We start from the raw sequence: 24914 nt of genomic DNA, 5'->3' as shown, positions 1-24914 counted from the left end.
TTAGGGCACCTGATAATCTAAAATTCGAAGGGCAAGTTGAATTGTCGTTCAATATAAAAAACGTACTGAAGGGGTGGGAAATATGCCAGCGTATCAACTTCACTTGAAAGATAAACGGATCGTATGGGGAAACGCAATAGATGTGGAGTCTCTCATTGGCACATATCCACAGGACTCGATTAGAACAGGCGAGAATGTGGCTTTAGATTGGAAATTGCCTGACGGCATATATAGAGCAAAAGAGGTCGTCATAGAGCTGGATAAACTGCTTGAGGCGATTCTGGTTCAGCTGGGCGAACCGATAAACGGTGATCCTTCGGTGTTATTGGATAGCCTTCAAGCCAATTTGGCAATCTCCGGTGATTTGTCATCGCTACCGCTTGGTCCATTAGCTTTGAAGGATAAGGCAGGTGTTGAAATTACAACACAGGCGGCACGCATTGGTGAACAATTGGTTCACTGGGCAAGAGAGATTAATTCTGAAAAGAGGGCACTGTCGCAATATGGACCAGAAACCCTTGGAGAGCTGGAATTTAGAAGTCATTGCTACGGTCATACCCTAATACCGGAAGCTATTGCTCAGGTTTGGGGTCCCGCTGGGGGGCCGAGAGTTATGCAGTTATATAATGAATACTTACACCAATTTGTGTTACTGCGGGATGCATTACTTCCTTTTGCCAATTGGGAACAAGTACCTTTTGAAGTCAAGGAACACACGCAATTCAAAGGATTACGTTTTCTGGAGCCTGCCCGTAAGGTCTTTTTAACTCAATTGCTCGGGAAGGAATTAACGCACAAGGCGATTGTCCAGTATGCACAGAGTGTGCTTAGCTCGGGTTTGACTTCGGTAGGTTACGGCTTTCAATATCCTTTGGGAACTGTGTTGCCCGCTGGATTGGGAGAGTCGGCTGGAACGGCTGCGCGTTATCTTCTGAAATGGCATCCGGTACAAACCATTGAGACTAAAGATACAAAAGATATAGTTGCCATCTCATTGGAATATGAATATGACGATTATTATGCTGCACCACGAAATGAAGCAGGAACGGGTATAACTGGCAATAAGGATTACCTTCATATTTCAGAAGACCATAGTGATCTCCCATCCATCGCAAGGCTGCTTCCGAATACAGGGTCAGATCGAACAACCGTGCGTTTCACTGTGGAGAGAGAAGGTCATGCATCATCTAGTGTAGAATCTAGTGTGGATCTCGGTCAGCTTTTCAGGGGACATCGATTTTCATATCGGCCTGAAAAGAACAACCATTCCAAGGAAGCTACTGTGAAGCGAACATCAACCAGCATTCATCAGGTAGCAGACATTTTGTCGCATTCCGGATTGGTGACAAATACGGATAATGGAGTCCATGTCATACCAACAGGCGGAAATGAACTTGTACAGTGGGCTTTATTAGGCAAGCTGTATCCCGAAAATGTGGTGTTAGTGGACAAAGGAGATCAAGAGGAGCTGGAAGCAGCTTTGGTTTCTGGGAAGGGGTATGGAACGCAATTTTTGGTGTTGTAATGCTATAAACCATTCGTGACAGATGATATGACGACGGCAGCGTACTCGTATAGAGCTGCTGCCGTCTAATTACGACTACTTTAATTTACATTAGCGATGTCGCGGCGAGAGTCATCATTGTCGCAAGATACTTCGTCGGGGAATTTCTCGATATAAGTCGTGCCAAACTTGCACAACATCTGTAGCATGGGGGCCAGTTCCTCGCCCAGATCGGACAAATAATATTCTACTTTTGGCGGTGCAACCGGATAGACCTTGCGAATAATCAGGCCGTCACTTTCAAGCATTCTGAGCTGCATTGTAATCATGCGTTGGGTTGCGTCAGGAAGAAGTCGCTGAAGCTCATTAAACCGAATGGGACCTTTAGTTAAGTGATTGAGTATAGAAATTTTCCATTTGCCGCTAAGTAAGCTCATAACAATTTCCGAGGTACAGCGATAGGTTTTATTTCTAAAGTTAATCATCCTCCAACACACCTCTTTCACTTTGATTTTGTACTCCCCACTCACATAAACCTTCCAGAACGGGCAATAATGTTTCCGCTTTATCGGTCAGTCTGTACTCGACTTTAGGCGGGACTTGAGGATACTCTTTCCGTTCGACCATGCCATCCGCTTCCAATTCTTTTAGTTGTGAACTCAGTGTTTTAAACGTAATCGCTCCAATTTGTCTTTTCAGTTCATTAAAGCGTACCGGTTGGTTTTCTGCTAAAAGATAAATAATGACCATCTTCCATTTGCCGCCAATGACAGACAATGTATAGCCAAAAGGCGTATCTTGAATATGTTTAACCTTACCTTGATATTCAGCCATGCTCATATTTATGCTATCCTTTCAGGTAGTACCTGTCATAATTGTGCGTACTACTTTTCGATTTGCGTTCAGTTTATACTAACCTTACTTTGAAGTAAAGGAGAGAAAACATGAATCAAAAAACAATACGTCTGTTAATGCCACAATGGCAAGGCGGGAATAATCCTAACTACTCTTTTGGCGCGGAACTGCTTGCCTGGCTGGCTCCTGATAATGATCAACCACTGATTCAAGTTCCTGTACAAGCATATGATGGAACTCCACTGGAAAACGAGAATGGTGTAAATGGGAGGAAACAGCTCCTTGAACAATTGGAAGCAGCCCAGCATATTATTCATGCTCACAAGCCTGACCGCATCGTCATGTTTGGTGGAGACTGCTTGGTCGAACAAGCTCCGTTTGCCTATTTAAACGAACGGTATAATGGAGAGTTAGGCTTGATCTGGATCGATGCGCACAGTGATTTGGTTGGTTACGTGGGATATGATAACGGACATACGCTACCACTGGGCAATCTTTTGGGAGAAGGGGATGAGGAGTTTGCACAACATGTAAAAATTCCTCTAAAACCTGAAAATGTCTTTATCGCGGGGTTGGCAACGCCTACAGAACAGGAGGGCGAAGTGATCTCAGAAGCGTTTGAACGATTAGGTATAACGACTGTAGAATCAGATACAGAAATGATTCAAAGACTTGGCATTAGAACTTCCGGAGCTGAAGAGTTAACAAAAAGTACGGAATCCATCAAAGAGTGGATCAAAGAAAGCGGTATTAAGCATCTCGCTATTCACCTGGATCTAGATGTGCTTGATCCTAAGGCTTTTCGTTCGTTATTATTCGCGAATCCTGAAGGACCTTATACGTTCTCTCCTGCGGGCAGCTTGCAAATCTCCCAGCTCCTGCATCTACTCAAAGAACTATCGGAAGAAACAGATGTGGTGGGATTGGGTATAACCGAGCACATGCCGTGGGATGCAATTAACCTGAAAAACCTGCTGGGGGAAATACCTATTTTAAATAAGTGAAATTCTATGCGAGGGCTAATCATCGCTGAACAATATAATTTATCTCACCAAAGCAAAAAAAGGGCCGTATATGACTACGGCTCCTTTTGTTTATCTTTCTTATTACTTGCCTCTGAATGAGAGCTTCAATGAAAAGGAACTGAACGATCTCCCGGGAGGGTCAGATATCAAGTTTACGTGTACCGATCCACTTCACCATCTCTGGGTCGTTATGAGAAAAGAATAGACTCTGCTTCGTATCTAATGCAGTAATCGATTCCATATCATCTTGGCTTAATTCAAAATCAAAGATATTGAAGTTCTCAACAATTCTTTCTTTACGAACAGACTTCGGAATGACAACGACATCTCGTTGTGTCAACCAGCGTAAAACGACCTGAGCAACAGATTTATTCACTTTTTTCGCAATGGATAGCAATACATCATTCTGGAAAAGATCATTTCTTCCTTCAGCAAAAGGCGCCCAGGATTGAATCTGAACATTATTCTCTTTCATAAAAGCAGCACTTTCGATTTGTTGATTGAAAGGGTGTGTTTCAACCTGGTTTACGGCAGGAACTACCTCGTTATGAATGATTAAATCGATCAGACGATCCATCTGGAAGTTGCTAACTCCAATAGCACGGACCTTTCCTTCACGATACAATTCCTCCATAGCGCGCCAAGAGCCGTACACATCGCCAAAAGGCTGATGAATTAAATACAGATCCAACACATCCAATTGCAATCGTTCCAGAGATTTTTGGAATGCTTTTTTAGTGTTTTCATATCCAGTATCCTGAACCCAAAGCTTTGTAGTAATAAATAACTCTTCTCTTGGGACACCACTTCGTTTAATGGCTCGACCAACGGCTTCTTCGTTCAGATATGAGGCAGCTGTATCAATCAGGCGATATCCTGCCATAATGGCATCGTAAACGCTTTGTTCGCATTCATTTTGATCTGCAATTTGATAAACACCAAAACCCATAATGGGCATCTCCACACCATTGTTAAGTATTACTTTTTCCATGTTAAAGCCCTCCTTTTTATATACTTATTATGTACCAAATCATAATTCTAGCGTTATATCATTCATATCAAATGTTTGCCTAATTATCTCACAGGACGTATAAAATTGATTTTTGACCTTCAAGTAAAAGACTTCTATTCTGCCTCGAATAGAAGTCTTAGGATTCTCCTTTAAAAATTACCCTTGCTCAAAACGTCCAAGCGGATCAAAAGAACTAAGCTTTCTTTTATAGCTTGACCCAGGCTACCAGGCCATCGGGTTGATCCGGGTTAATACCGTGCCGTTCGGCATTAGCCAAAGCGGCTATTTGCGAGATGAAAATGAAAGGAATACCCCGTACTGCTGTGTTAACTGGATGACTTGTTGTGATCTCAAGGTCTATGAACTCTTGCGGGATGTCCATCGCCCGATCGGCAAATGTAATAATTGTGGCTCCACGCTCCTTAATATCCCTCAACAGATTGCGTTGATGCTCAATACCACTGTCCGATAAGGCAGCGATCACTAAAGTATCCGAGCTTACGGTGACCATCGGCCCGTGCCGAACGTCAAGAAGATGGTATGCGTGGGCTTGTGTCTTGGCAATCTCGGTCAGAGCGATGGCGCCCTCAGCTGCCAGCCCTTGTAGTTCACCGTCTGCGAGCAAGACTGCGTTTGTCCAATTGAAGTTGGAGACGCGGCGGATGCTGTCCTCTACACGTGCCATGTAGGCTTCACCTTGATGAATCGCTTCCTGCATATCGATAATCAGCTCCTCATCACCAGCAAGAAAAGCGGCAAGCAGCAGATTGGCTGCATACAGATTGGTTACTGTGCGGGTCTGGCAAACGCTATGGTCGAAAGCCCAGGGCAGTTCCAGAGGGAAATCGGCGCTTTTGGATAACGGCGAGTCCGTTACACAAGAAATCGTTAATAAAGGAATACGTCGATCAGACTGGAGCAAACGCAATGCTTCAACGACTTCACTCGTACTGCCAGATCGTGACGGCGCTATGATCAGACTACCCTCCAGCATGGGACGATAGCGGTCTGCATGGAGCATGAGATCACCCGCGGCAAGTGACATTGCAGGCAGGCCGGCACGCAAACGGAAGGAAAAAGCGGCCGCTTCGCTCAAGCAATAACTGGACCCGGCGCCAACAAAGGTTACGGAGGTAATCGCTTGAGCTTGGACAAAGGCAGTAAATTCCGTGCGCTTGGCCAGTAAATAGTTGTACGTCTGCTGCAGGGCCTTATATTGTTCTTTTACTTCACGATAAGTCAAACTCATAAAAAATACCTCCCGGGAATGATTTAGATTGATAACTTCAGTTTGTGATCTTTTCGATCAAATATATAGTTATATGATTGTGTTAATCATAATTATGCCTTTACAACGCACTAAATTGCAATAGTTTTCCAAAATAATGATTGATTTAATCAAATAAAAAGATTATTATGATCACAAGCTAGAAATTATCAAATGTTTCCCATACTCATCTGACCCGTGAAGGGAGGTGCAGGATCGTTCAAATCGTCGCGAGCGACGAAACCTTAAAAGGGGGAATGGATATGCCACTGATCTCGTCCACTGAAATGCTGCAAACAGCTCGCAGAGACCAATACGCCATCGCTGCATTTAATGTTCATACCCTGGAGATGCTTCAGGCTGTCGTTGAAGCGGCTGTAGAAACCGAGTCACCACTCATTATTCAAACTACGGTGGGTACAGTCAACCACTTGGGTCCAGATTACATTGCTCATGCGGCTAAAACCGCAGCGGACTTGACGGATATCCCTATCGCACTTCATTTGGATCACTGCACTGATTTTTCAACGATTATCCGATGTATACGAGCAGGTTATACCTCTGTAATGATCGATGCATCCATGTATCCTTTTGAAGAAAACGTGAACCTAACCCGTAAAGTGATGGAGGTTGCCCAGGCATCTGGCGTAAACGTGGAGGCAGAGCTTGGCAAGGTTGGCGGTGTTGAGGACGATATTGTCGTTGAGGAACAGCATGCTTCCCTAGCAGATCCGGAAGATTGCGTGCAATTTGTTGAACGCACCGGCGTAACTACACTCGCTCCAGCAATCGGTACCGCACACGGTATTTATAAGGGACAGCCGAACATAGATTTTGTACGAATTGAAACCATTGCGAATCGAGTATCGGTTCCTTTGGTGCTGCACGGTGGTTCGGGCATTCCAGCTGAACAGATTCATCGGGCGGTTGCACTGGGGATGTCCAAGGTAAACATAGCCACAGAGCTGCGTATTGCTTTTTCCGAAGCTATCAAAGATGTATTTGTAATCCATCCAGAAGAGAATGATCCACGCAAATACATGGCTCCGGCGAAGGAAGCAGTTAAACGGCTTGCCATGGAGAAAATACGGTTATGTGGAAGCACTGGCAAAGCCGGCGTAGTCCGATGATTACCACAGTTACACTCCATGCGGCCATCGACCGGACGTTGTACGTTGACAAGTTTGGCGTAGGTCAAGTGCATCGAGTGACAAGACAGGTTAATGAGCCAGGTGGCAAAGGCAATAACGTAGCCAAGGTGATCCGGCAGCTCGGCGGTGAAGTCACAGCTACAGGCATTATTGCCGGCAACAATGGTGTATTTATTGAGAGCAGTCTGACTGAACGGGGAATACGGACTTCTTTTATCCAATCAGCGGGAGACTCCCGAGTCTGCCTTAACATTGTGGACGATTCCTGTGGTACCTCTACAGAGCTACTTGGGCAGGGCCCAACCATGTCAGAAGCCGAAGTTGAAGCGATCAAGAAAAAAGTACAGGAGCTAGCCACGCAGTCCAGTGCAGTTGTGATGTCTGGAAGTTTACCCCCAGGTGCGCCGGACACATTGTACGCAGAATTGATTTGTATTGTCCGTTCAGTAGGAACGAGAGCCTTTCTGGATACAGGTGGAACAAGTTTCAGCATTGGGCTGAGTGCAACGCCCCATTTCGTGAAGCCAAATGAACTGGAACTGGCCGAGTGGCTGGGGCAAAAGCCGAAAGAAATTAACGGATGGGCCCGTGCAGCGCACAGGTTGGCGCATCAGGGCATTGACGAGGTGTGCATAACACTCGGCAGTGACGGTGCTCTGGCTATTTTAAATGGAAAAGCATATCTGGCAAAACCGCCATCCATTCAGCCTGTGAATACGGTAGGTTGCGGAGACGCCTTTGTTGCCGGCATGGCATATGCAGGAGAACGCGGTGATTCGCCCGACTCCAGACTGCGTATGGCTATCGCGGCTGCCGCAGCGAATGCAATGTCTTCCAAAGCAGGTGACATCGATCATGTACTCTTTGAGAAGTACGTACATCAGGTGCAAATTATACCTTTATGATAGTTGAAGGTTTGGAAAACCAGCTTCATATCCCTCATGAATAACCGTTAGATAGATGCTTTTCTTATGGGATGCAGTTCATGTCGACATATTGCAATCCATCCTTTCATCCTACACAATAGAGCTAGCACGGGCTGAAGTTAACGGATATCATGCAGGCCCAGACATATTAAAGGAGAGACTTATGCAATATTCAAAGGGTGAACTGCGCAGAGCACAAACATTGGAACTGATTAAATCGCATGGGAAAATATCGCTGCAAGAGATTGTCCAGACGGTTGGCTGCTCGGAAGCAACCGCAAGACGTGACTTGGACGCACTTGAAAAAGCGGGCGAGATTATTCGAACAAATGGGGGAGCCATATATGAAGGAGGCCTGACGTCGGCGGTATCGGAGCTGCCTTTTGCAGCAAAACGCGATTTCCGACGGATGGATAAGGAACGGATTGCGGCCACGGCGGCAGCCCTTGTTAAAGAGGGAGACATTATCTGCCTGACGGGAGGTACAACGACGTTCTTTATTGCGAAAGCACTCAAAACGCACCGTAATATTACGATTGTCACCAACGCGGTGAATATTGCTTATGAATTGGCTGATGCCGAAGATATTCAGGTCGTCGTGATTGGCGGCGTTATGCGGTCTAAAAGCTACGAGTTATGCGGTCCGCTGGCGGAAAGCGTAATCGACAAAATTAACATTACGAAAATGTTTCTCGGGGTGGACGGAGTAACGCAGAATTTCGGCTTTACGATGCATTCCGAGCTTGAAGCTCGTATTGCCCAATTAACAATGGAACGTTCCAGCGAGGTTTATGCTGTATTCGATCAAAGCAAGATTGAGAAAAGTGCTTTGTTTACGATTGCTCCCTTAACTCAGGTGACTGGAGTGATTACGAATAAACAGCCGGAGGGATGGTTTGAGCAGGCGTGCCGGGAGCATCAGATTGCGATACATACAACTACAGACCACATTGCTTCTATATAAATACACGTAAAACTCAAATGTCCTTCCCTTCATATGCTGGCTAATTTGCAGGACAAGGGAGGATATGCGAATGCATTTTTCCAAGTTTATGCTGATCATTGCGATGGTTTGTGTTGTATTCGCTGAAGCGGGCTGTTCCAGCTCCTCCTCTTCAGGCGGCGATACATCCGCAGACCCGCAAGGTAAGGTGAATCTGGTCTTTTGGAGTCATCAGGAAGACGCCATTGTGGGCGCATACAAGAAATTAATATCCAAATACCAGACCTTACACCCCGATATAACGATCGAGTATCAGACCTTTCCATATGATGTATACAGCCAGAAGCTGAAAGCCTCATTCTCCGCGAAGAAACCACCCGATATTGCCGAATTTTTCGGCACGTGGGTGCCCGAATATTCCAAGAACGACCTGCTTGTCGAAATCCCTGATAGTGAAAATGTAAAAAAAGAGTACTATGATGCTCCCCTTGGGGGATATTTGCGAGATAACAAGTTATATGGGCTGCCACTTGAGTACAACATTGAGAATGGCGGCATGTTGATTCACCCGCAAATGCTCAAAGACCAAGGCTTCGATCACGCACCGTCCAACTGGACAGAGCTTGTGGACTACGCCAAAAAATTGACTGTCCGTGAGAACAATGTCATCAAAGTCAAAGGCTTCGATTTTGTATCTGCAGACAATATTACGTTTACTTTCTTATCCCTTATTTTGCAGCAAGGTGCAAGTTTTATGGGTGAAGACGAACATGTTAATTTCCACTCACCGGAGGCGGAGAAAGCGATGTCCACCTTGGTTTCGCTCGTGGCCGATAACAAAGTTGCGGATTTAACCACGTTCGGAAGCGAGCTGGATACCTCTGACTATTTTTTTCAGGGGAAATCAGCCATGACCTATCGCGGTCCGTGGACGATTGCTGCGGGACAGAACAACTACAAAGTTGATGATTTTGAATACGTTTCCGTGCCTTCCTTTACGGAAAATCCACCTGTTTTTGCTGCCGAATCCGGTTGGGGGCTAGCGGTGTCCAAGAAAAGCAAACAACAGGAGGCTGCGCTTGATTTCATCCAATTCATCTCGGAGAAGGACAACCTCTCGACCTGGAATACGGATACCTTTACCGTTCCAGCCAAAAAAGAAATTGCCGAAAACCCGGAATTCCTGAAGAACAATCCTCATCTAAAGCCCTCGCTGGACATATTGGCGTTAGGTCAATGGATCGGTCCTATAGCAGACCGGGATTTCTTCTTCAAGCAGGTTAACGACAATTTCCAACTGATGGCCAGTGGGCAGCAGAATGTTCAGGACGGGTTAGCGAACATCGAACAGACAATCAATGATAATCAGGATCAACATAAGTGATAGGGGTGCTGGGGTATGAGTACTGCTATATCTACCAACAAGGCGGAAAAGGTTAACCCAGCGGTAAAGTCAACAGCTTACAGGGCAAAACGAAGGTTCATCATCATCTCACTCGTACCGATCTTGCTTCTGTTCGGGGTGTTTGCTTTCCTTCCCATCGCTTGGAGCCTGGGCTTGTCCGCATTCAAGTATGATCCGCTCAGCTCAAACGCGATATTCGTGGGGGCGCAGAACTACATTCGTATGTTTCAGGACTCCATCTTTCTGAAGTCATTGTGGGTAACCTTCAAATTTGTATTTATCGCCGTATTGATCAACATTGTTATTACACTTTTGATTGCTTCAGCGATACAGCGAGTCCGCATCCCTTGGCTCAAAAATGGCTTTCGGACCGTATTTTTTCTTCCCACGATCGCTCCGCTGGCGGGAACGGCTATCGTATGGAATACCATGTTCAACTACAATGACGGCTTGTTCAACATGATTCTCGCCAAGCTGAATATGGCGCCGATCCAGTGGCTCAGTGATCCGCATTATGCGCTCTACTCCGTCATCATGATGACCTTGTGGGCTGATATTGGCTATAATATCGTTCTTTTCATTGCTGGACTCGATTCTATCCCGGATATGTACTATGAAGCAGCGACGCTGGAGGGAGCGGGCCGATGGCATGTCTTTCTTCACATCACACTGCCACTGCTGCGCAGAACGTTGCTGTTTGTATCCATCACGACAGTTGTTTCCTATTTTCAGGCCTTCCCACAATTTCAGATTATGACCAAGGGCGGACCCTTCAACGAAACACGAGTGCTGTCATTGCAAATCTATGAACAGGCATTCTCCAGCTCCAATATGGGGTACGCATCTGCTATGGCAACCGTATTTCTAATGATCATCCTGCTTGTGACGCTGCTGCAACTTCGGTGGGGACGCACGCAATGGGAACATTGAGAGGAGAGGGGAGAAGAAACCGATGCCGCGTAAATTCAGCCTGTGGGAAGGGTTTACTATCGCAGTTCTTGCAGTTATAGCTTGTGTTATGCTTTTGCCTTATGTATGGATGGTGCTGTCATCACTAAAAAGTAACATGGACATCGTCTCCGGTTCCGGCGGTTTTTTTCCAAGTAAGCCGAGTCTGGACGGATACCGAACGGTTTTTAGCGAGGCGCCGTTCGTCACGTGGTTGCTGAACAGTCTGGTGACTTCCGTCATTATAACAGTGGTGACCTTGTTTACTAGCGCTCTAGCTGGATATGTCTTTGCTAAGCATCAGTTTAAAGGCAAGAAACTGCTATTCATTTTGATCCTGGCAACCATGATGATTCCCTTTCAGGTTATTATGATTCCCACGTATCTGATCACCGCTGAGCTTGGACTGGTTAACCATTTGCTGGCGATTATTTTGCCTAATCTGGTTAGCTCCTACGGCGTATTTCTGGCCAAACAATTCATAGAAGAGATTCCACAGGAGCTGCTGGAGGCAGCAAGGATGGACGGTTCTGGCGAATTCAGGCTGATGCTTCGTATCGTTATGCCGCTTATTCTGCCGATGCTGTCAGCGTTGGGGATATTCACGTTTATGAACTCCTGGAACAACTATCTGTGGCCATTGATTGTATTAAATGATGAGAGCAAGATGACCGTTCCACTGGCATTGGTCTATTTTAATGGAACGCATCAGGTCAATTACAACGTCGTTATGTCAGCTGCGGTACTGATTACAATACCGGTTATTATAATGTTCCTGATCTTCCAGAAGCAATTTATTAAAGGCCTAGCTATGACGGGCATGAAATAACGGGTGAGGAGAAGAGTTATGACTAAAATCTCAATTATCGGAGCAGGCAGTGCATTTACGCGAGAGATCGCTATGGATATCCTGCTGATTGAAGGCTTGGAGGGTGGCACGATTGCCCTGGTTGATATTGACGAGCGGCGGCTTGAGTTGGCACGTAGGCTGGTGCTTCAAATCGTAGAACGGACAGGAAAGAAGTGGGAGGTGCTTGCCTCTACGGATCGCAGAGAGGTCATCGGCGGTTCACAGTTCGTGATTAACCAAATTGAAGTAGGCGGACTGGAGACGGTTCGTTATGAATATGAAATTCCGCTGAAATACGGGGTTAAGCAGTGCATTGGCGATACACTTGGACCCGGAGGACTATTCAAGACACTCCGTACCCTTCCCAGCTGGATTGAAATTGTACGGGACATTGAAGCGCTCTGCCCAGACTGCATCATTCTAAACTATACCAATCCAATGTCGGCGGTTACACTCCTGACTTCCCGCATTACGGATATTCCGGTAGTGGGACTATGCCACTCCATTCAGAATACGTCGGCTCAACTGGCCGAATATGCCGGAGTTCCATATGAAGAGATGTCATGGAAAGCCGGAGGTATTAACCACATGTCCTGGTTTGTGGAGCTGTCGCACGCCGGGAGGGATCTGTATCCAGTACTACTGGAGAAAATGAAAACTCCTGAACTGCTGCGGCAGGACCCGGTCCGCTTTGATGCGATGAAATACCTGGGTGCATTCGTCTCGGAATCCAGCGGCCATTTCTCGGAGTATATCCCATATTACCGTAAACGCCAATCGCTTATCGACCAGCACTGCAACTCAGGTTATAACGGAGCTACGGGATTCTACGCTGACAACTGGCCGATCTGGCGGAGAGAGAATGATGAGCAGATCGTTTCACAGCTTGAGGGAACGGTACCGCTTGAGCTGAAATCCAGTAATGAATATGCTGCCATCATCATTGAAGCAGTATTGAAGAATGAGCCGAAGGTCATCTATGGTAACGTTCCTAACCGGGGGTTGATTGAAAATCTGCAGGCTGATGGTGTGGTGGAAGTGGCCTGTCTCGTTGATGGGAAAGGCGTTCAGCCCTGTCGCTTTGGAAGACTGCCCGAGCATTTGGCCGCATTATGCCGCTCGAACATGGCTTTTTTTGACCTGGCTGTAGAAGCTGTGCGGAGGAGTGACAGGGAGATGGCTCGCCATGCACTGATGCTCGACCCACTAACTGCTGCCGTATGCTCCCTGGAGGAGATCGGAAGTATGTTCGATGAACTGTATGAGGCGGAACAGGGATTTGTTCCGGTATTGAAATGATGCAGAGACAACAAACAAGTCCCGTTGTTGTCATTGCTGGCGAGCTAAATGTAGACGTCATTGTATCGGGAACGGATGTCATGCCGGAATGGAATCGGGAGAAAATGGTCGATGGCTTCGAGATTGTACTTGGTTCCTCTTCAGCAATAACGGCCTGTGCGCTGGCAAGTCTGGGAGCGGATGTGAGATTCGTTAGCGTAGTGGGAGATGACGATTTCGGCAAATTCTGTATAGCTGAGCTGCAGCGTATGGGCGTAAATACAGAGCATGTAACCCGATTATCTGGCATCAAGACAGGTGTAACTCTGTCGCTCTCCACACCCGATGACCGCGGGTTGTTAACTTACGCTGGCAGTATCCCATTGTTAACACCGGATTATATCCCGGAGTCCCTGCTACAGCAGGCCGCACATCTTCATTTTGGTTCCTATTATTTACAGGATGGAATGAGACCTCATTGGCGAGAGCTCTTTACAAGATTGCGGGCAGATGGAATCAGCACGTCTTTTGATACCGGTTGGGATGTATCCAATCAATGGGACCGCGAGGGCATAAGTGCACTACTGACGGTGACTGATTTGTTTATTCCCAGCGAGGATGAACTGCTGCACATTTTCCCTGCCGACGGAGTGAGCCATGTGCTTGATTCCATGCTTCCTGATGTGGCGGGTATTGTAGCGGTCAAACAAGGGTCAAAAGGTGCTACACTGCGCGAACTGGACGAAAGTAGAATATCGGCCGAATCTTACACTTTGACGCCCGTCGATACGACAGGAGCAGGAGACTGTTTCAACGCAGGAATCATATATGGATACTTGCTTGGAATGCGAAGCGATGAACTGCTGCGATTTGCCAATGCATGTGGAGCATTGTCCACACTTGGCATTGGTGGCACAGGGAGTTTGCCGACGATGGAGGCTGTTCTTCTTTTGCAGGCTGAGCATGAACAATAAATCCTGATTTTAATCTAACACAACCAAATTGATCAAAGGGAGTTGAGAATATGTTGAAATTCGGTAAAACATTGCTGGTGGGATTAAGTATGGCGGTAGGGATAGGACTGATTTCAGGCATTGAATGGTCCTCATCTGCTGCAGCAGCAGGTACGGATTACTACGTAGCGACAAACGGAAATGACTCCAACACGGGAACGAGCAGCGCTCCATGGAAGACGCTCCAGCACGCAGCGGATGCTGTTCCTGCAGGCAGTACAGTGCATGTTCGTGGCGGTGTGTATAACCAGAAGCTGAAGATCACCCGCTCAGGCTCTGCTTCACAAGGGCCGATTGTATTCACTAACGATGGTACGGAGACACCGATTATTGACGGCACAGGACTTTCGGTTAGCGGGATTGAAGGGTTGATTGACCTGACCGATGTGAATTACGTTACTCTTCAAGGATTTGAAATTCGCAATTATACTACAGCTACCAAGGACGTCATGCCCGTAGGCATTTATGTTCACGGATCGGGCAGCTTTATCAATTTGTCTGGCAACAAAGTCCATGATATCAAAAACACGGCCACTCCAACTGGTAGTGATCTGCTTGGCCGTGACGCACATGGGATCGCCGTATACGGCACAAAAGCACCTGAATCCATTCACGATATTACGATTAGTGGTAATGAACTGTATAATCTTGTGCTCGGCTCCAGCGAATCGCTGGTTCTCAACGGGAACGTGGACACCTTCTCGGTGACGAATAATGTTATTCACGATAACGACAACATTGGCATTGATCTCATCGGTTTTGAGGGGAAAGCGCCGAATACGGCTTACGATCAGGTGCGGAACGGACTCGTGAAGGGCAACAGAGTCTACAATATCACTTCCAACAATAATCCTTCGTATGGGAAGTCACTTCCGAATAACAGTAATGCGGCCGATGGCATTTATGTGGATGGTGGCAAGGATAGTATTATTGAACAGAACTACAGCTACAACAATGATATCGGTATCGAGATTGCGTCAGAGCATGCCGGTAAATCTACCAGCAATATTACAGTACGCAGTAACGCAGTCTACAACAACCGACTCACCGGCATCGCGATGGGCGGGTATGATACTAAACGCGGCTCCACAGTAAACTGTAAGGTCGTTAACAATACCGTATACAAAAATGATACGCTTGGCGATGGCAGCGGCCAGCTTTACGTTCAATACGATACACAAAATAACGTAATTAAGAACAACATTTTCGTAGCCAGCTCTACAGATGTATTGATTTACAATGAATACACCAAGAATTCCGGAAACGTTGTGGATTATAATCTTTATTTTGCCCCTGCCGGAAGCAATGGAGCCAGCTGGACATGGAAAAATAAAGATTACACAGGATTCTCCGCTTATAAAACGGGAACTGGCAATGACGCGCATTCCTTGTTCATTGATCCCAAATTTGTGAATGCTTCGGGATACGATTTCCATCTTCAATCTACATCTCCAGCAATTGATGCCGGGAACACGGACAATGCAATTATTGGAACACTGGACATTGAGGGGAAACCAAGAGTACAGGGAGCTGCTGTGAATATCGGCGCTTACGAGTGAGACTTATAACCTAACGGGAAGACTCTCCCGAAGGCAATCCAACAAAGGCAGCTGAGTAATCAGCTGCCTTTATTTTATTTTAAGAGTACTAACCCTTTTTAAATAGCTGTACCTGAATTAGACCTTACGTAAACTCATATTTAGGTAGGGAGCGGCATTTCCATTTCGAGCCAAGGATAGTAAAATCGGTTATAGCATGATTAATGCTAAGGTTAATTCACAACTGTAGCGAAGAAAGGAGGGGATGGAATGAAACTCGGTTTTATCAAGTACAGCGTGATTATCTATTGGGCCATAATCTTAATGCTAGTGTTGAGTGCGTGTTCCCGATCAGAGCAAAATGTAAGTCCGTCACTCCCACAACCCGCTCATCCTAAACAACAGCCAGCTGAATACAGGCCAAACCCGGATGAACCCGGATGGAAGCTTGATAACAGACCTGTGGATTTGACCTGGTTTGTGGGTGCGAACTGGTATGGTCACACATGGGGTGAGAGCATAACCTCCAAGATTGTAACTGAGAAAACAGGTGTCAACATCAAATTCGAAATGCCATCCGGCGAAGCCAGTGAACAAATTGCGCTCATGATGGCCTCCGATAAGCTGCCGGATTTGATAACAATAGGTTCGTGGGAAAGTGCGATTAATAAGTTATGGGAAGGAGATCAGGTATATGCCTTAAATGAATTGGCGGAGAAATATGATCCTTACTTTTTCAAGGTCGCGGGGGACGGTGCATTGAAGTGGTATCGTCAGGAAAACGGCAATACATATGGCATTCCAAATGATTCATACAGCCCCAGCCTAATGCAGGCCACTGGTTTGACGGCTGCGAACCAAACCTTCTTGGTGCGAAAAGATCTGTATGAGGCTATGGGAAGACCGGATTTGAGCACTCCGGAAGGCTTTCTGAACGCGCTGCAATTGTTAAAGGATCAGTATTCTGTGTATAAAGGTCAGCTCATCAGTCCTTTCTTTGCTCAGGGGAATGTCTCTTACGGAATGACTGATTACCTGCAAAACCTGCTGGCTATTCCGCATGAAAAGGACGGCAAATTTAACGACCGTATGACCGACCCGGACTATATTACCTGGCTAAAAACCTTCCGCACAGCATATGAGCGAGGCTTGATTAATGTAGATTTTCTGGTGGACTCGAATGCTCAGGTAGAGGAAAAAACCAGTAATGCCCGTTATTTTATGATGATTCGCGAGTGGACTGGTATGGCGGCTATCAATCCGATCCTGGCTGCGGGTGCATATCCGAATTCGTACTACATCGCTGTAGATGGACCGCAAAACAGTCAAGGTGATTCCGCCAGACTGTTTCCTGGCAACATGGACGGCTGGATGGTTACGATGATTAGCAAATCCACCAAGAGTCCTGAAAGAGCCATCCGATTTTTGAGCTATTTAGCGAGCGAAGAAGGCCAAAGGGATGTATTTCTGGGCAAAGAAGGCGAAACATGGGCGATGAGGGATGGCAAACCGCAGTTGACGGCCGAAATGGTCCAATTGCTTGACACAGATAGGGAGCGTCTGGAAAAGGAATACGGTATCATGGATACCTACTGGATGCTACGCAACCCTGCTTTCGTTAACCAGTGGAGACCAGAAAAGGCGGCATCCGTTAAGCAAATGGAGGAGTTCGCGAATAAACAGGCGGATATGGACAGCGGCATCTATAAGGGAATAGATCCTGTTGGAGATTCCGATATAGCCTTATCCTGGTCGCGTATTTCTCAGAATTGGGAAGAAGTTCTGCCTGAACTGATTACTGCCAAAGATGAAGCTGCTTTTGATAAAATATTCGAGAATTTCTTGGCCCGCCGTGTGAATTACGGTTTTAATCAGGTAATGGAGTACCGTCAGACCGAGCTGGAAGCGAGAAAAGCTAAGATGGCTGAATAATCATTTCCTATCAACCTCGCTTTCTATCGACTAACTTGTAATATATGGTATAACAAAGGTGGTGAGGATTTCAGAGTGAATTACCTACTGACTAGATTGAGGAAACTTTACCGCAATGCCCGTATATCCCAAAAGCTGTTTCTGGCGTTCAGCCTGATGATTGCCATTCCCGTTATTTTAGTATCCTTTTTATATATTCGCATGCAGGAAACCCAGCTATACAAGGACGCTATGTCAGCGGGCAACAGCCATGTTTCATGGTTGAACGAACAATTGCGCAGCAGAATGGACATCATTGAGAACGCTTCCAATACGGCGCTCACTCAAAAGTCATTTGTGGATTTTATTCATTCCAATATGCTTGTGGATGGACTACGACTGGTGAAGTTTAAGCAAAACCAATTTGAGCAAATGCAAAATATCATTCAGAGTAATGCGATGATCAGTGAGCTCAGCTTTTACGTGGATAACCCGAATTTGTATGAAATCTGGCCTGAAATCTATCATTATCAGAAATTTTGGCCGCAAGATTACTGGGCTAAGCTTCGGGATGAAGGTGGTGCGGCTTACCGCTTATTTTCTTTTAAGGATGGTGAACATACGCTATCATACTACCGGCTGGTTCGCCTTCAGGGTCAGGAGAAAAAAAGGCCTAGTATTATGGAAATTCGCGTTCCGCACAGTATGTTTTTCAGCGATCTGCTCCAGGAGAGCAAGGGAGACTTCTTTTCTGTTTTAATGAACGAAAGCGATCCTCCCCAATATGTTTATAATCCCCAGCATGAGTTTTCTCGAAAAGCCGGAGAAGGACTGGACGAAATCCTTGGTGGTATTCATCGCCAGCTGGATGTACTGCCACAGGAAAGTCCCGTTAAGATTAAGGTCGGTGATCAGAGCTACTATGCACTGTACCGATATATCGCTCCGCTAAATACTTATGTGGTCGATATCGCTTCCCATCAGGCATTGATGAAGGGGCCACGCAGCTGGTATGCATTTGTGGTAACGATTACATTATTTGTTCTGCTGCTCATCATGCTGCTCGTATCACATACAACTCGGCGCATTTTCCGACGGCTGGACAATGTACTGGCTTCAATGCGTCAGGTACGAAAAGGAGAACTGGATGCAACGATTGATACCGGCCTTGATGAGAACGAAAGAGGGGATGAGATTGATGAAGTGGCTGTGAGCTACAACAAAATGTTACATGAGGTTAAACGTCTGATGACACAGGTCGTGGATAAACAATTGATCGCCAAAAATGCACAGCTGCATTCACTGCATTCGCAGATCAACTCTCATTTTTTGTATAACGCACTGGAATCTATTCGAATGCTCGCGGAGGTTCAACGGCAACCTGCTATTGCGAATTCATTGGTATCATTAGGTTCGCAACTTCGCTACAGCATGCAGTGGCGCAGCGATACGGTTGCGCTTCGCGAGGAACTTGCTAACATTCAAAGTTACGTTCAATTTATTAATTTAATGGAAGGCGGCAGCATCATATTGAGGGCAGATCTTCCGCAGGAGGTGCTCCGCTATGCAATTCCTAAAATGTGCATGCAGCCTATCGTTGAAAATGCAGTGCATCACGCTGCACCATCAGGCGGGAGTGTGTGTATTCAGATCACCGTTTCAGTGGAGAATGACCGCTTGCTCATTAACATACGAGATGATGGTGAGGGGGTAGACCCGGAGATGTTAGTACGACTGCAAGGGGCACTGCGGGGAGACTCGGATTCGCCGATTGTTACCAGCAAGAACGGACTTGGTTTGGAAAATGTGAATAAGCGGCTGCAGCTTCATTATGGCGAGGATTACGGTCTTTGGATTGATAGTGTTCAGGGCGTTTATACCTGTGTAACGATACGTTTGCCTTGGGAAAATGTAAATCTTGGAGGGTGGTAGGAGTGATCAATATTCTGGTTGTGGACGATCAAAAGCATATCCGTGACGGTCTGCAGGCGATGCTGCATCAATTTCCTCTGGAGCTGAACAATATTTACTGTGCCGCAAGTGGGATGGAGGCGCTAATCCTTTTACGCCAGCATAACATTCACATTGTTATTACTGATATTATGATGCCGGACATGGACGGGCTGGCACTGATGGCACAGACCAAAGAGGAGCGCATCGAGGTGGAATACCTCATTATTAGCGGTTATAGTGATTTTACATATGCTCAAAAAGCCATCGAACTTGGGGCAAAGGGATACTTGTTAAAACCTTTGAAGCGAGAGGATCTGCAAACTTCACTAGAGCATGTATGGCAAGAAATCCAGACACGGCAGGCTCTTAAGCACAACATTCAGCATATCTCCCGTCTCGCCCGAGAGACTGATCGTAAAGAATTACGAATGTTTATGCGGGGAGCATTAAACGATGAGGCTTGGATCCTCCAAATCCAGGAACAAAATCCTTCGCTTTGGCACAATTATCGCTTATGTTTGCTGCGAGAGAAATGTTGGATCAACCAGCCGGGTTCCAGCAGCGTCCATAGCATGGAAGCTATTGCTTATGGTGTGTTCGGTAGACAAGGTTGCGTTTGCCTGCAACACAGCCCGCATCTGATCCTCGCAGTGAGTGCAGCCATAGACCCGGAGGCTTTGCCAGCGGCGCTCAAGGAAGGAATGATCGATGCGATAACCGTTATGACTGACCCGCAGCAAGGATTGAAGACGTTGCCCGGCAGTTATACACAAGTACATGAGTTATTCCACCATAGTTATCTGTTTCCAGATCAATATATCATCCTGCCAGCAGCTATTGAGCATATGGAGCAGCAGTGGCAACTCCCTTATGAAGAGCTTTATGAACTGTTCCAGTCTGTTGGGACTGACGATAGTGGTAAAATTGCTCAGGGCGTGTCCGCAATATTTCATAAAAATGTGCTGCAACGCTATCATATTCGCTATACCCAACAGCTCTGCGGCGCCACAGTGCAGATGATGGAGGAATACGAACGAGTTGTTCGTCCCTACATGGGTGAAGAATCGCTGGATCTTGAATCTTTGCGTAATCTCTTTGATTATCCGGGGATGCGCGATTATATTCAAGCGCTGCAACAGCAGCTGCTTCGACTGAATCAGTTCTATTTTGAATATAAGCACAGTTATCGCAATTCTCAGGATCTAAATGAAGCCATCCGTTTTATACACGAAAGCTATCATAAGCCGCTGGACCTTGCGATGGTATCCAATCATGTGTCGCTTAATTACGCCTATTTCTCAAATCTGTTCAAGAAGAATATTGGCAAAGGTTTTGCCGAATACCTGAGAGATGTACGTATGGATAAAGCGCGGCGTCTTCTAGCCGAAACCGACCATAAGATTGTTGAAGTGGCTGCTATGGTAGGCTATGAAAGCTACAAAAGCTTTACACGAGCGTTCCGCCTTGCGATGGAAATTCAACCCACAGAGTATCGACAAATGATGCGCCAAAAGGTAGAACGTGAAGTGCAATACCACAGTACAAATATATAAATTGAATCAAAACCCAAAAAAATGGGATATAACAAAAATAATTGTACCTTTTCAGCAGTTTATCCTATTCGATAGAATAAAGATGTTCCCCGATGTAAGCGATTACCTTTAAACGCATAGATTGGGAGAAACTATTATCCTATCAAAGGAGGGCAATTATGAAACCATCTCACTTTACGGAGAAACGGTTTATGAAAAAGGTACTTGGTTTGTTCTTAGTGGTTGTGATGCTGGCCAGTGTTGGTGTGCTGCCAACTACAAAAGTTCAAGCAGCTGGAACGACAGTTACCTCAATGGAATATTTCTCACCAGAAGATGGACCTGTGATTTCAAAATCTGGCGTTGGCAAAGCCAGCTACGGATTTGTTATGCCTAAGTTTAATGGAGGCTCCGCAACTTGGAACGATGTTTACAGTGACATTGGTGTTAATGTGAAAGTAGGTAACAACTGGGTTGATATTGATCAAGCCGGAGGTTATATCTATAACCAAAACTGGGGGCACTGGAGCGATGGAGGATTCAATGGTTATTGGTTCACCCTTTCCGCAACAACCGAAATTCAACTGTACTCCAAAGCGAATGGGGTTAAGCTTGAATACCAACTTGTATTCCAAAATATTAACAAAACAACCATCACAGCGATGAATCCGACACAAGGGCCGCAAATTACAGCAAGTTTCACAGGCGGTGCAGGCTTTACATATCCAACGTTCAACAATGATTCTGCGGTGACCTATGAAGCCGTAGCTGATGATTTGAAGGTATATGTAAAACCCGTAAACAGCAGCACATGGATTGATATTGACAATAATGCAGCCAGCGGCTGGATTTATGATCACAACTTCGGCCAATTCACCGACGGTGGAGGAGGCTACTGGTTTAACGTAACGGAGTCGATCAACGTCAAATTGGAATCAAAGACTTCCTCGGCTAACCTTGTTTATACCATTACGTTTAATGAACCTACAAGAAATTCATATGTCATTACGCCATACGAAGGTACAACCTTCACAGCAGATGCGAATGGTTCGATTGGAATTCCACTTCCCAAAATTGATGGGGGTGCGCCAATCGCCAAGGAACTGGGCAACTTTGTATACCAGATTAACATCAATGGACAATGGGTGGATTTGAGTAACTCCAGTCAGAGCAAGTTTGCATACTCGGCTAATGGCTACAACAACATGTCTGATGCCAACCAGTGGGGATACTGGGCCGATTATATCTATGGTCTTTGGTTCCAGCCAATCCAGGAAAATATGCAGATTCGTATCGGATATCCGCTGAACGGACAGGCGGGTGGAAATATTGGTAACAACTTCGTCAACTATACCTTCATCGGCAATCCAAATGCTCCGCGTCCGGATGTATCCGATCAAGAGGATATCGCAATCGGAACTCCAACCGACCCGGCTATCGCGGGCATGAATCTTATCTGGCAGGATGAATTTAACGGAACTACGCTGGATACAAGTAAATGGAACTATGAAACAGGCTATTATCTCAATAACGATCCTGCTACCTGGGGATGGGGAAATGCAGAACTGCAGCACTACACAAACAGCAGCCAAAATGTATTTATACAGGACGGAAAGCTGAATATCAGGGCTCTGAACGATAGCAAATCTTTCCCGCAGGATCCGAATCGGTATGCACAGTATTCCTCCGGAAAGATTAACACCAAGGATAAACTTTCCTTGAAGTACGGTAGGGTAGATTTCCGTGCCAAGCTTCCTACTGGTGATGGCGTTTGGCCAGCACTGTGGATGCTTCCAAAAGATTCTGTATACGGCACATGGGCTGCATCAGGTGAAATTGATGTTATGGAAGCGAGAGGACGTCTTCCAGGGTCTGTAAGCGGTACTATTCACTTTGGTGGACAATGGCCTGTGAACCAGTCTTCGGGTGGCGATTATCACTTCCCAGAAGGGCAAACTTTTGCCAATGATTATCATGTGTACTCCGTAGTTTGGGAAGAAGACAACATTAAATGGTATGTCGACGGAAAGTTTTTCTATAAAGTCACTAACCAGCAGTGGTATTCCACAGCTGCACCGAACAACCCGAACGCGCCTTTCGATGAGCCGTTCTATCTTATTATGAACTTGGCAATCGGTGGAAACTTTGACGGGGGCCGTACTCCGAACGCGTCCGATATCCCGGCAACTATGCAAGTAGATTATGTACGTGTGTATAAAGAACAGTAATAAAACAGCCGTTTGCGCGATTGGGGTCGTGTCGAGGCCATTCACCATAGTTATCGGTGATGAGGCAAATTGAACGGAGAAGACTGGAAGACCAACAACAGAAATGTTGTTGGTCTTTTGGTTTGAGAAGGTAGCTGGTTAGGCTCAAACGAACTTTTAATGACGGGAATCTGATTGCGCTGGCACCACAGAAGCTTCTTCACGCACAACGTCCTGTGCTGCCGAAGGTCTTACCACAGGAGCTTCTTCACGAACAGCCGCTTGTGCGGATGGACGTGCCACTACAGCTGCTTCTTCGCGAACAGCCGCTTGAGCAGATGGACGCGTTACTACAGACGCTTCCTCACGAACTACCGCTTGAGCAGATGGTTGTGTTACTACAGGAGCTACCACTTGGGCATCCGAACGTGGTACAACCGAAACTTCCTCACGAGCTGTCGCTTGAGCTGTTGGGCGTGCTACCACAGGAGATTCTTCACGAGCTGATGGATGCGTTACTGCAGGAGCTTCTTCTCGGACAGCCGCTTGCTGTGATGGACGCGTTACCGCGGAAGCTTCCTCACTCGCAACCACCCTCGGAGTATTGCTGGAAGCCCAAGCTGTTGTCACTGTACTAATTGCAGCAACGACGAATAGCGTCGATATCGCTACAACAAAGGTTTTCTTTTTCACATTCTTTACGTTAAGCATAAAAGTTAATCTCCTTTTTAGTTGTTTGCCATCCCCGGATAAAGAGGAGCAGAATTGTATAGGTAGATTCCTTGATCCTGCCACTACGTTCAGGATGGTTTCCCCATATCGTTTACGATCCGCAAGGGACATTCCCTTTACAACTTCTTCATCGCAGGACAGTTCACTCCACGTATGAATATCTTTCGAAAGCATATGAACCAATGGATTGAACCAATGCAATGCACGGGCTACTAATATGAGCGCCTTGATCCATAGATCTTTCCTTTTCAGGTGGATCAGTTCATGATGGAACACCATACCGATATCCACACTTTCAGAATTCTTCAGAGGCAGATAAATAGTAGGTTTCCTCAATCCAATTAAAAAAGGACTGCGAATTAGAGCACTGTAAGCAAGCCGAACCTCGCTCTTGAGACCCAGATTCTCCTTGATTACAGGGAGCAGCATAGCAACATCGCTAGTCTTCGGAACGCTGGTTCGCGTAAGTTTTAATGTCTTGAGAAACCTGTGATAACAATATGTTTGCCATGCTGCAAAAGCTATGGTCCCGATTCCCCATAAGCATATAAAAGCGAGAGCTACGTTTGCTGAAATGGTCTGTACCTGGATGGCAGGAGCCGGATTGAATGGTCCAGGTAAAACTTGTTGAACATTTAAGGGTAACTCGTTTAATGTAGTACTGGATGTAAACAATGAAAAAATCCAATGAAAGACCAGAAAGATGGGCAATAGATACAAAGCTAAAGCCATTTTCCCAATTCCAAAACGCCATTTTGCAGGAATGACTTGAAAGGGAGCAAGGCGCAAAGACAGAATGAAAGCGACAACGACACTTCCGGCAACAGTCAGCGTAGACAGTAACACAAGAATGGTATTCATAGA

The 24914-nt window shown here is 46.0% G+C and carries 20 protein-coding genes; 15 read left to right on the top strand and 5 right to left on the bottom strand.

The window, feature by feature from the left end:
• Positions 1 to 82 precede the first annotated feature (82 nt).
• Complete coding sequence (locus MHB84_RS28900) at positions 83 to 1525, top strand: hypothetical protein (protein ID WP_076288547.1); 1443 nt, start codon at positions 83 to 85, stop codon at positions 1523 to 1525.
• An 80-nt stretch (positions 1526 to 1605) separates the two neighbouring features.
• Here the strand turns inward: MHB84_RS28900 and MHB84_RS28895 are convergent, their stop codons facing one another.
• Positions 1606 to 1989, bottom strand: coding sequence for a winged helix-turn-helix transcriptional regulator (locus tag MHB84_RS28895; protein WP_063565020.1), 384 nt, complete (start codon positions 1987 to 1989; stop codon positions 1606 to 1608).
• Positions 1982 to 2344, bottom strand: coding sequence for a winged helix-turn-helix transcriptional regulator (locus MHB84_RS28890; RefSeq protein WP_076288548.1), 363 nt, complete (start codon positions 2342 to 2344; stop codon positions 1982 to 1984). Before MHB84_RS28890 ends, MHB84_RS28895 begins: the two co-directional genes overlap by 8 nt.
• 104 nt (positions 2345 to 2448) lie before the next feature.
• On the opposite strand from MHB84_RS28890, the gene MHB84_RS28885 reads away from it, so the two are divergent.
• Positions 2449 to 3363: an arginase family protein gene (locus tag MHB84_RS28885; protein WP_076288549.1), complete on the top strand. Its 915-nt coding sequence runs from the start codon at positions 2449 to 2451 to the stop codon at positions 3361 to 3363.
• A gap of 160 nt (positions 3364 to 3523) precedes the next feature.
• Here the strand turns inward: MHB84_RS28885 and MHB84_RS28880 are convergent, their stop codons facing one another.
• Positions 3524 to 4375 (bottom strand): aldo/keto reductase, encoded by an 852-nt coding sequence (locus MHB84_RS28880; protein WP_076288550.1) that lies wholly within the window; start codon positions 4373 to 4375, stop codon positions 3524 to 3526.
• A gap of 226 nt (positions 4376 to 4601) precedes the next feature.
• Positions 4602 to 5645 carry an SIS domain-containing protein gene (locus MHB84_RS28875; protein ID WP_076288551.1) on the bottom strand — a complete coding sequence of 348 codons (1044 nt, stop codon included), beginning with the start codon at positions 5643 to 5645 and terminating at the stop codon, positions 4602 to 4604.
• A gap of 281 nt (positions 5646 to 5926) precedes the next feature.
• On the opposite strand from MHB84_RS28875, the gene fba reads away from it, so the two are divergent.
• The 13 genes from fba to MHB84_RS28810 all read left to right on the top strand — a co-directional run bounded on the left by fba (position 5927) and on the right by MHB84_RS28810 (position 23339).
• The gene (fba, locus tag MHB84_RS28870) at positions 5927 to 6793 is read left to right on the top strand and encodes a class II fructose-1,6-bisphosphate aldolase (protein WP_076288552.1); all 867 of its coding nucleotides are present in this window, start codon (positions 5927 to 5929) and stop codon (positions 6791 to 6793) included.
• Entirely contained in the window at positions 6790 to 7719 is a 930-nt protein-coding gene (locus MHB84_RS28865) for a 1-phosphofructokinase family hexose kinase (RefSeq protein WP_076288553.1), read from the top strand. The genes fba and MHB84_RS28865 overlap by 4 nt, the downstream gene beginning before the upstream one ends.
• 184 nt (positions 7720 to 7903) lie before the next feature.
• A complete protein-coding gene (locus MHB84_RS28860; protein WP_076288554.1) occupies positions 7904 to 8704 on the top strand; it encodes a DeoR/GlpR family DNA-binding transcription regulator in 801 nt (266 codons plus the stop codon).
• Positions 8705 to 8774: 70 nt separating this feature from the next.
• Complete coding sequence (locus MHB84_RS28855; protein WP_076288555.1) at positions 8775 to 10067, top strand: ABC transporter substrate-binding protein; 1293 nt, start codon at positions 8775 to 8777, stop codon at positions 10065 to 10067.
• Between the two features lie 15 nt (positions 10068 to 10082).
• On the top strand, positions 10083 to 11018 hold the full coding sequence (locus tag MHB84_RS28850) for a carbohydrate ABC transporter permease (RefSeq protein ID WP_076288556.1): 936 nt from the start codon (positions 10083 to 10085) through the stop codon (positions 11016 to 11018).
• Positions 11019 to 11040: 22 nt separating this feature from the next.
• Entirely contained in the window at positions 11041 to 11865 is an 825-nt protein-coding gene (locus MHB84_RS28845; protein WP_076288557.1) for a carbohydrate ABC transporter permease, read from the top strand.
• Between the two features lie 18 nt (positions 11866 to 11883).
• Positions 11884 to 13185, top strand: coding sequence for an alpha-galactosidase (melA, locus tag MHB84_RS28840; RefSeq protein WP_076288558.1), 1302 nt, complete (start codon positions 11884 to 11886; stop codon positions 13183 to 13185).
• Positions 13185 to 14138, top strand: coding sequence for a PfkB family carbohydrate kinase (locus MHB84_RS28835; protein ID WP_179087144.1), 954 nt, complete (start codon positions 13185 to 13187; stop codon positions 14136 to 14138). Before melA ends, MHB84_RS28835 begins: the two co-directional genes overlap by 1 nt.
• Positions 14139 to 14188: 50 nt before the next feature.
• Positions 14189 to 15736, top strand: coding sequence for a right-handed parallel beta-helix repeat-containing protein (locus MHB84_RS28830; RefSeq protein ID WP_076288560.1), 1548 nt, complete (start codon positions 14189 to 14191; stop codon positions 15734 to 15736).
• A 249-nt stretch (positions 15737 to 15985) separates the two neighbouring features.
• The gene (locus tag MHB84_RS28825; protein WP_076288561.1) at positions 15986 to 17647 is read left to right on the top strand and encodes an extracellular solute-binding protein; all 1662 of its coding nucleotides are present in this window, start codon (positions 15986 to 15988) and stop codon (positions 17645 to 17647) included.
• 96 nt (positions 17648 to 17743) lie between these two features.
• Positions 17744 to 19558, top strand: coding sequence for a sensor histidine kinase (locus MHB84_RS28820; protein WP_076288562.1), 1815 nt, complete (start codon positions 17744 to 17746; stop codon positions 19556 to 19558).
• A gap of 2 nt (positions 19559 to 19560) precedes the next feature.
• Complete coding sequence (locus MHB84_RS28815) at positions 19561 to 21132, top strand: response regulator (RefSeq protein ID WP_076288563.1); 1572 nt, start codon at positions 19561 to 19563, stop codon at positions 21130 to 21132.
• A 158-nt stretch (positions 21133 to 21290) separates the two neighbouring features.
• Positions 21291 to 23339 carry a glycoside hydrolase family 16 protein gene (locus tag MHB84_RS28810; RefSeq protein ID WP_256716778.1) on the top strand — a complete coding sequence of 683 codons (2049 nt, stop codon included), beginning with the start codon at positions 21291 to 21293 and terminating at the stop codon, positions 23337 to 23339.
• A 156-nt stretch (positions 23340 to 23495) separates the two neighbouring features.
• On the opposite strand, the gene MHB84_RS28805 is transcribed toward MHB84_RS28810, so the two are convergent.
• Positions 23496 to 24911, bottom strand: a complete 1416-nt coding sequence (locus MHB84_RS28805; protein ID WP_076288564.1) for a M56 family metallopeptidase — start codon at positions 24909 to 24911, stop codon at positions 23496 to 23498.
• Positions 24912 to 24914 lie beyond the last annotated feature (3 nt).

This window comes from Paenibacillus sp. FSL F4-0087, from assembly GCF_038020215.1.
GTDB lineage: Bacteria > Bacillota > Bacilli > Paenibacillales > Paenibacillaceae > Paenibacillus > Paenibacillus taichungensis.
This window is presented reverse-complemented; position numbering and strand designations above follow the sequence as displayed.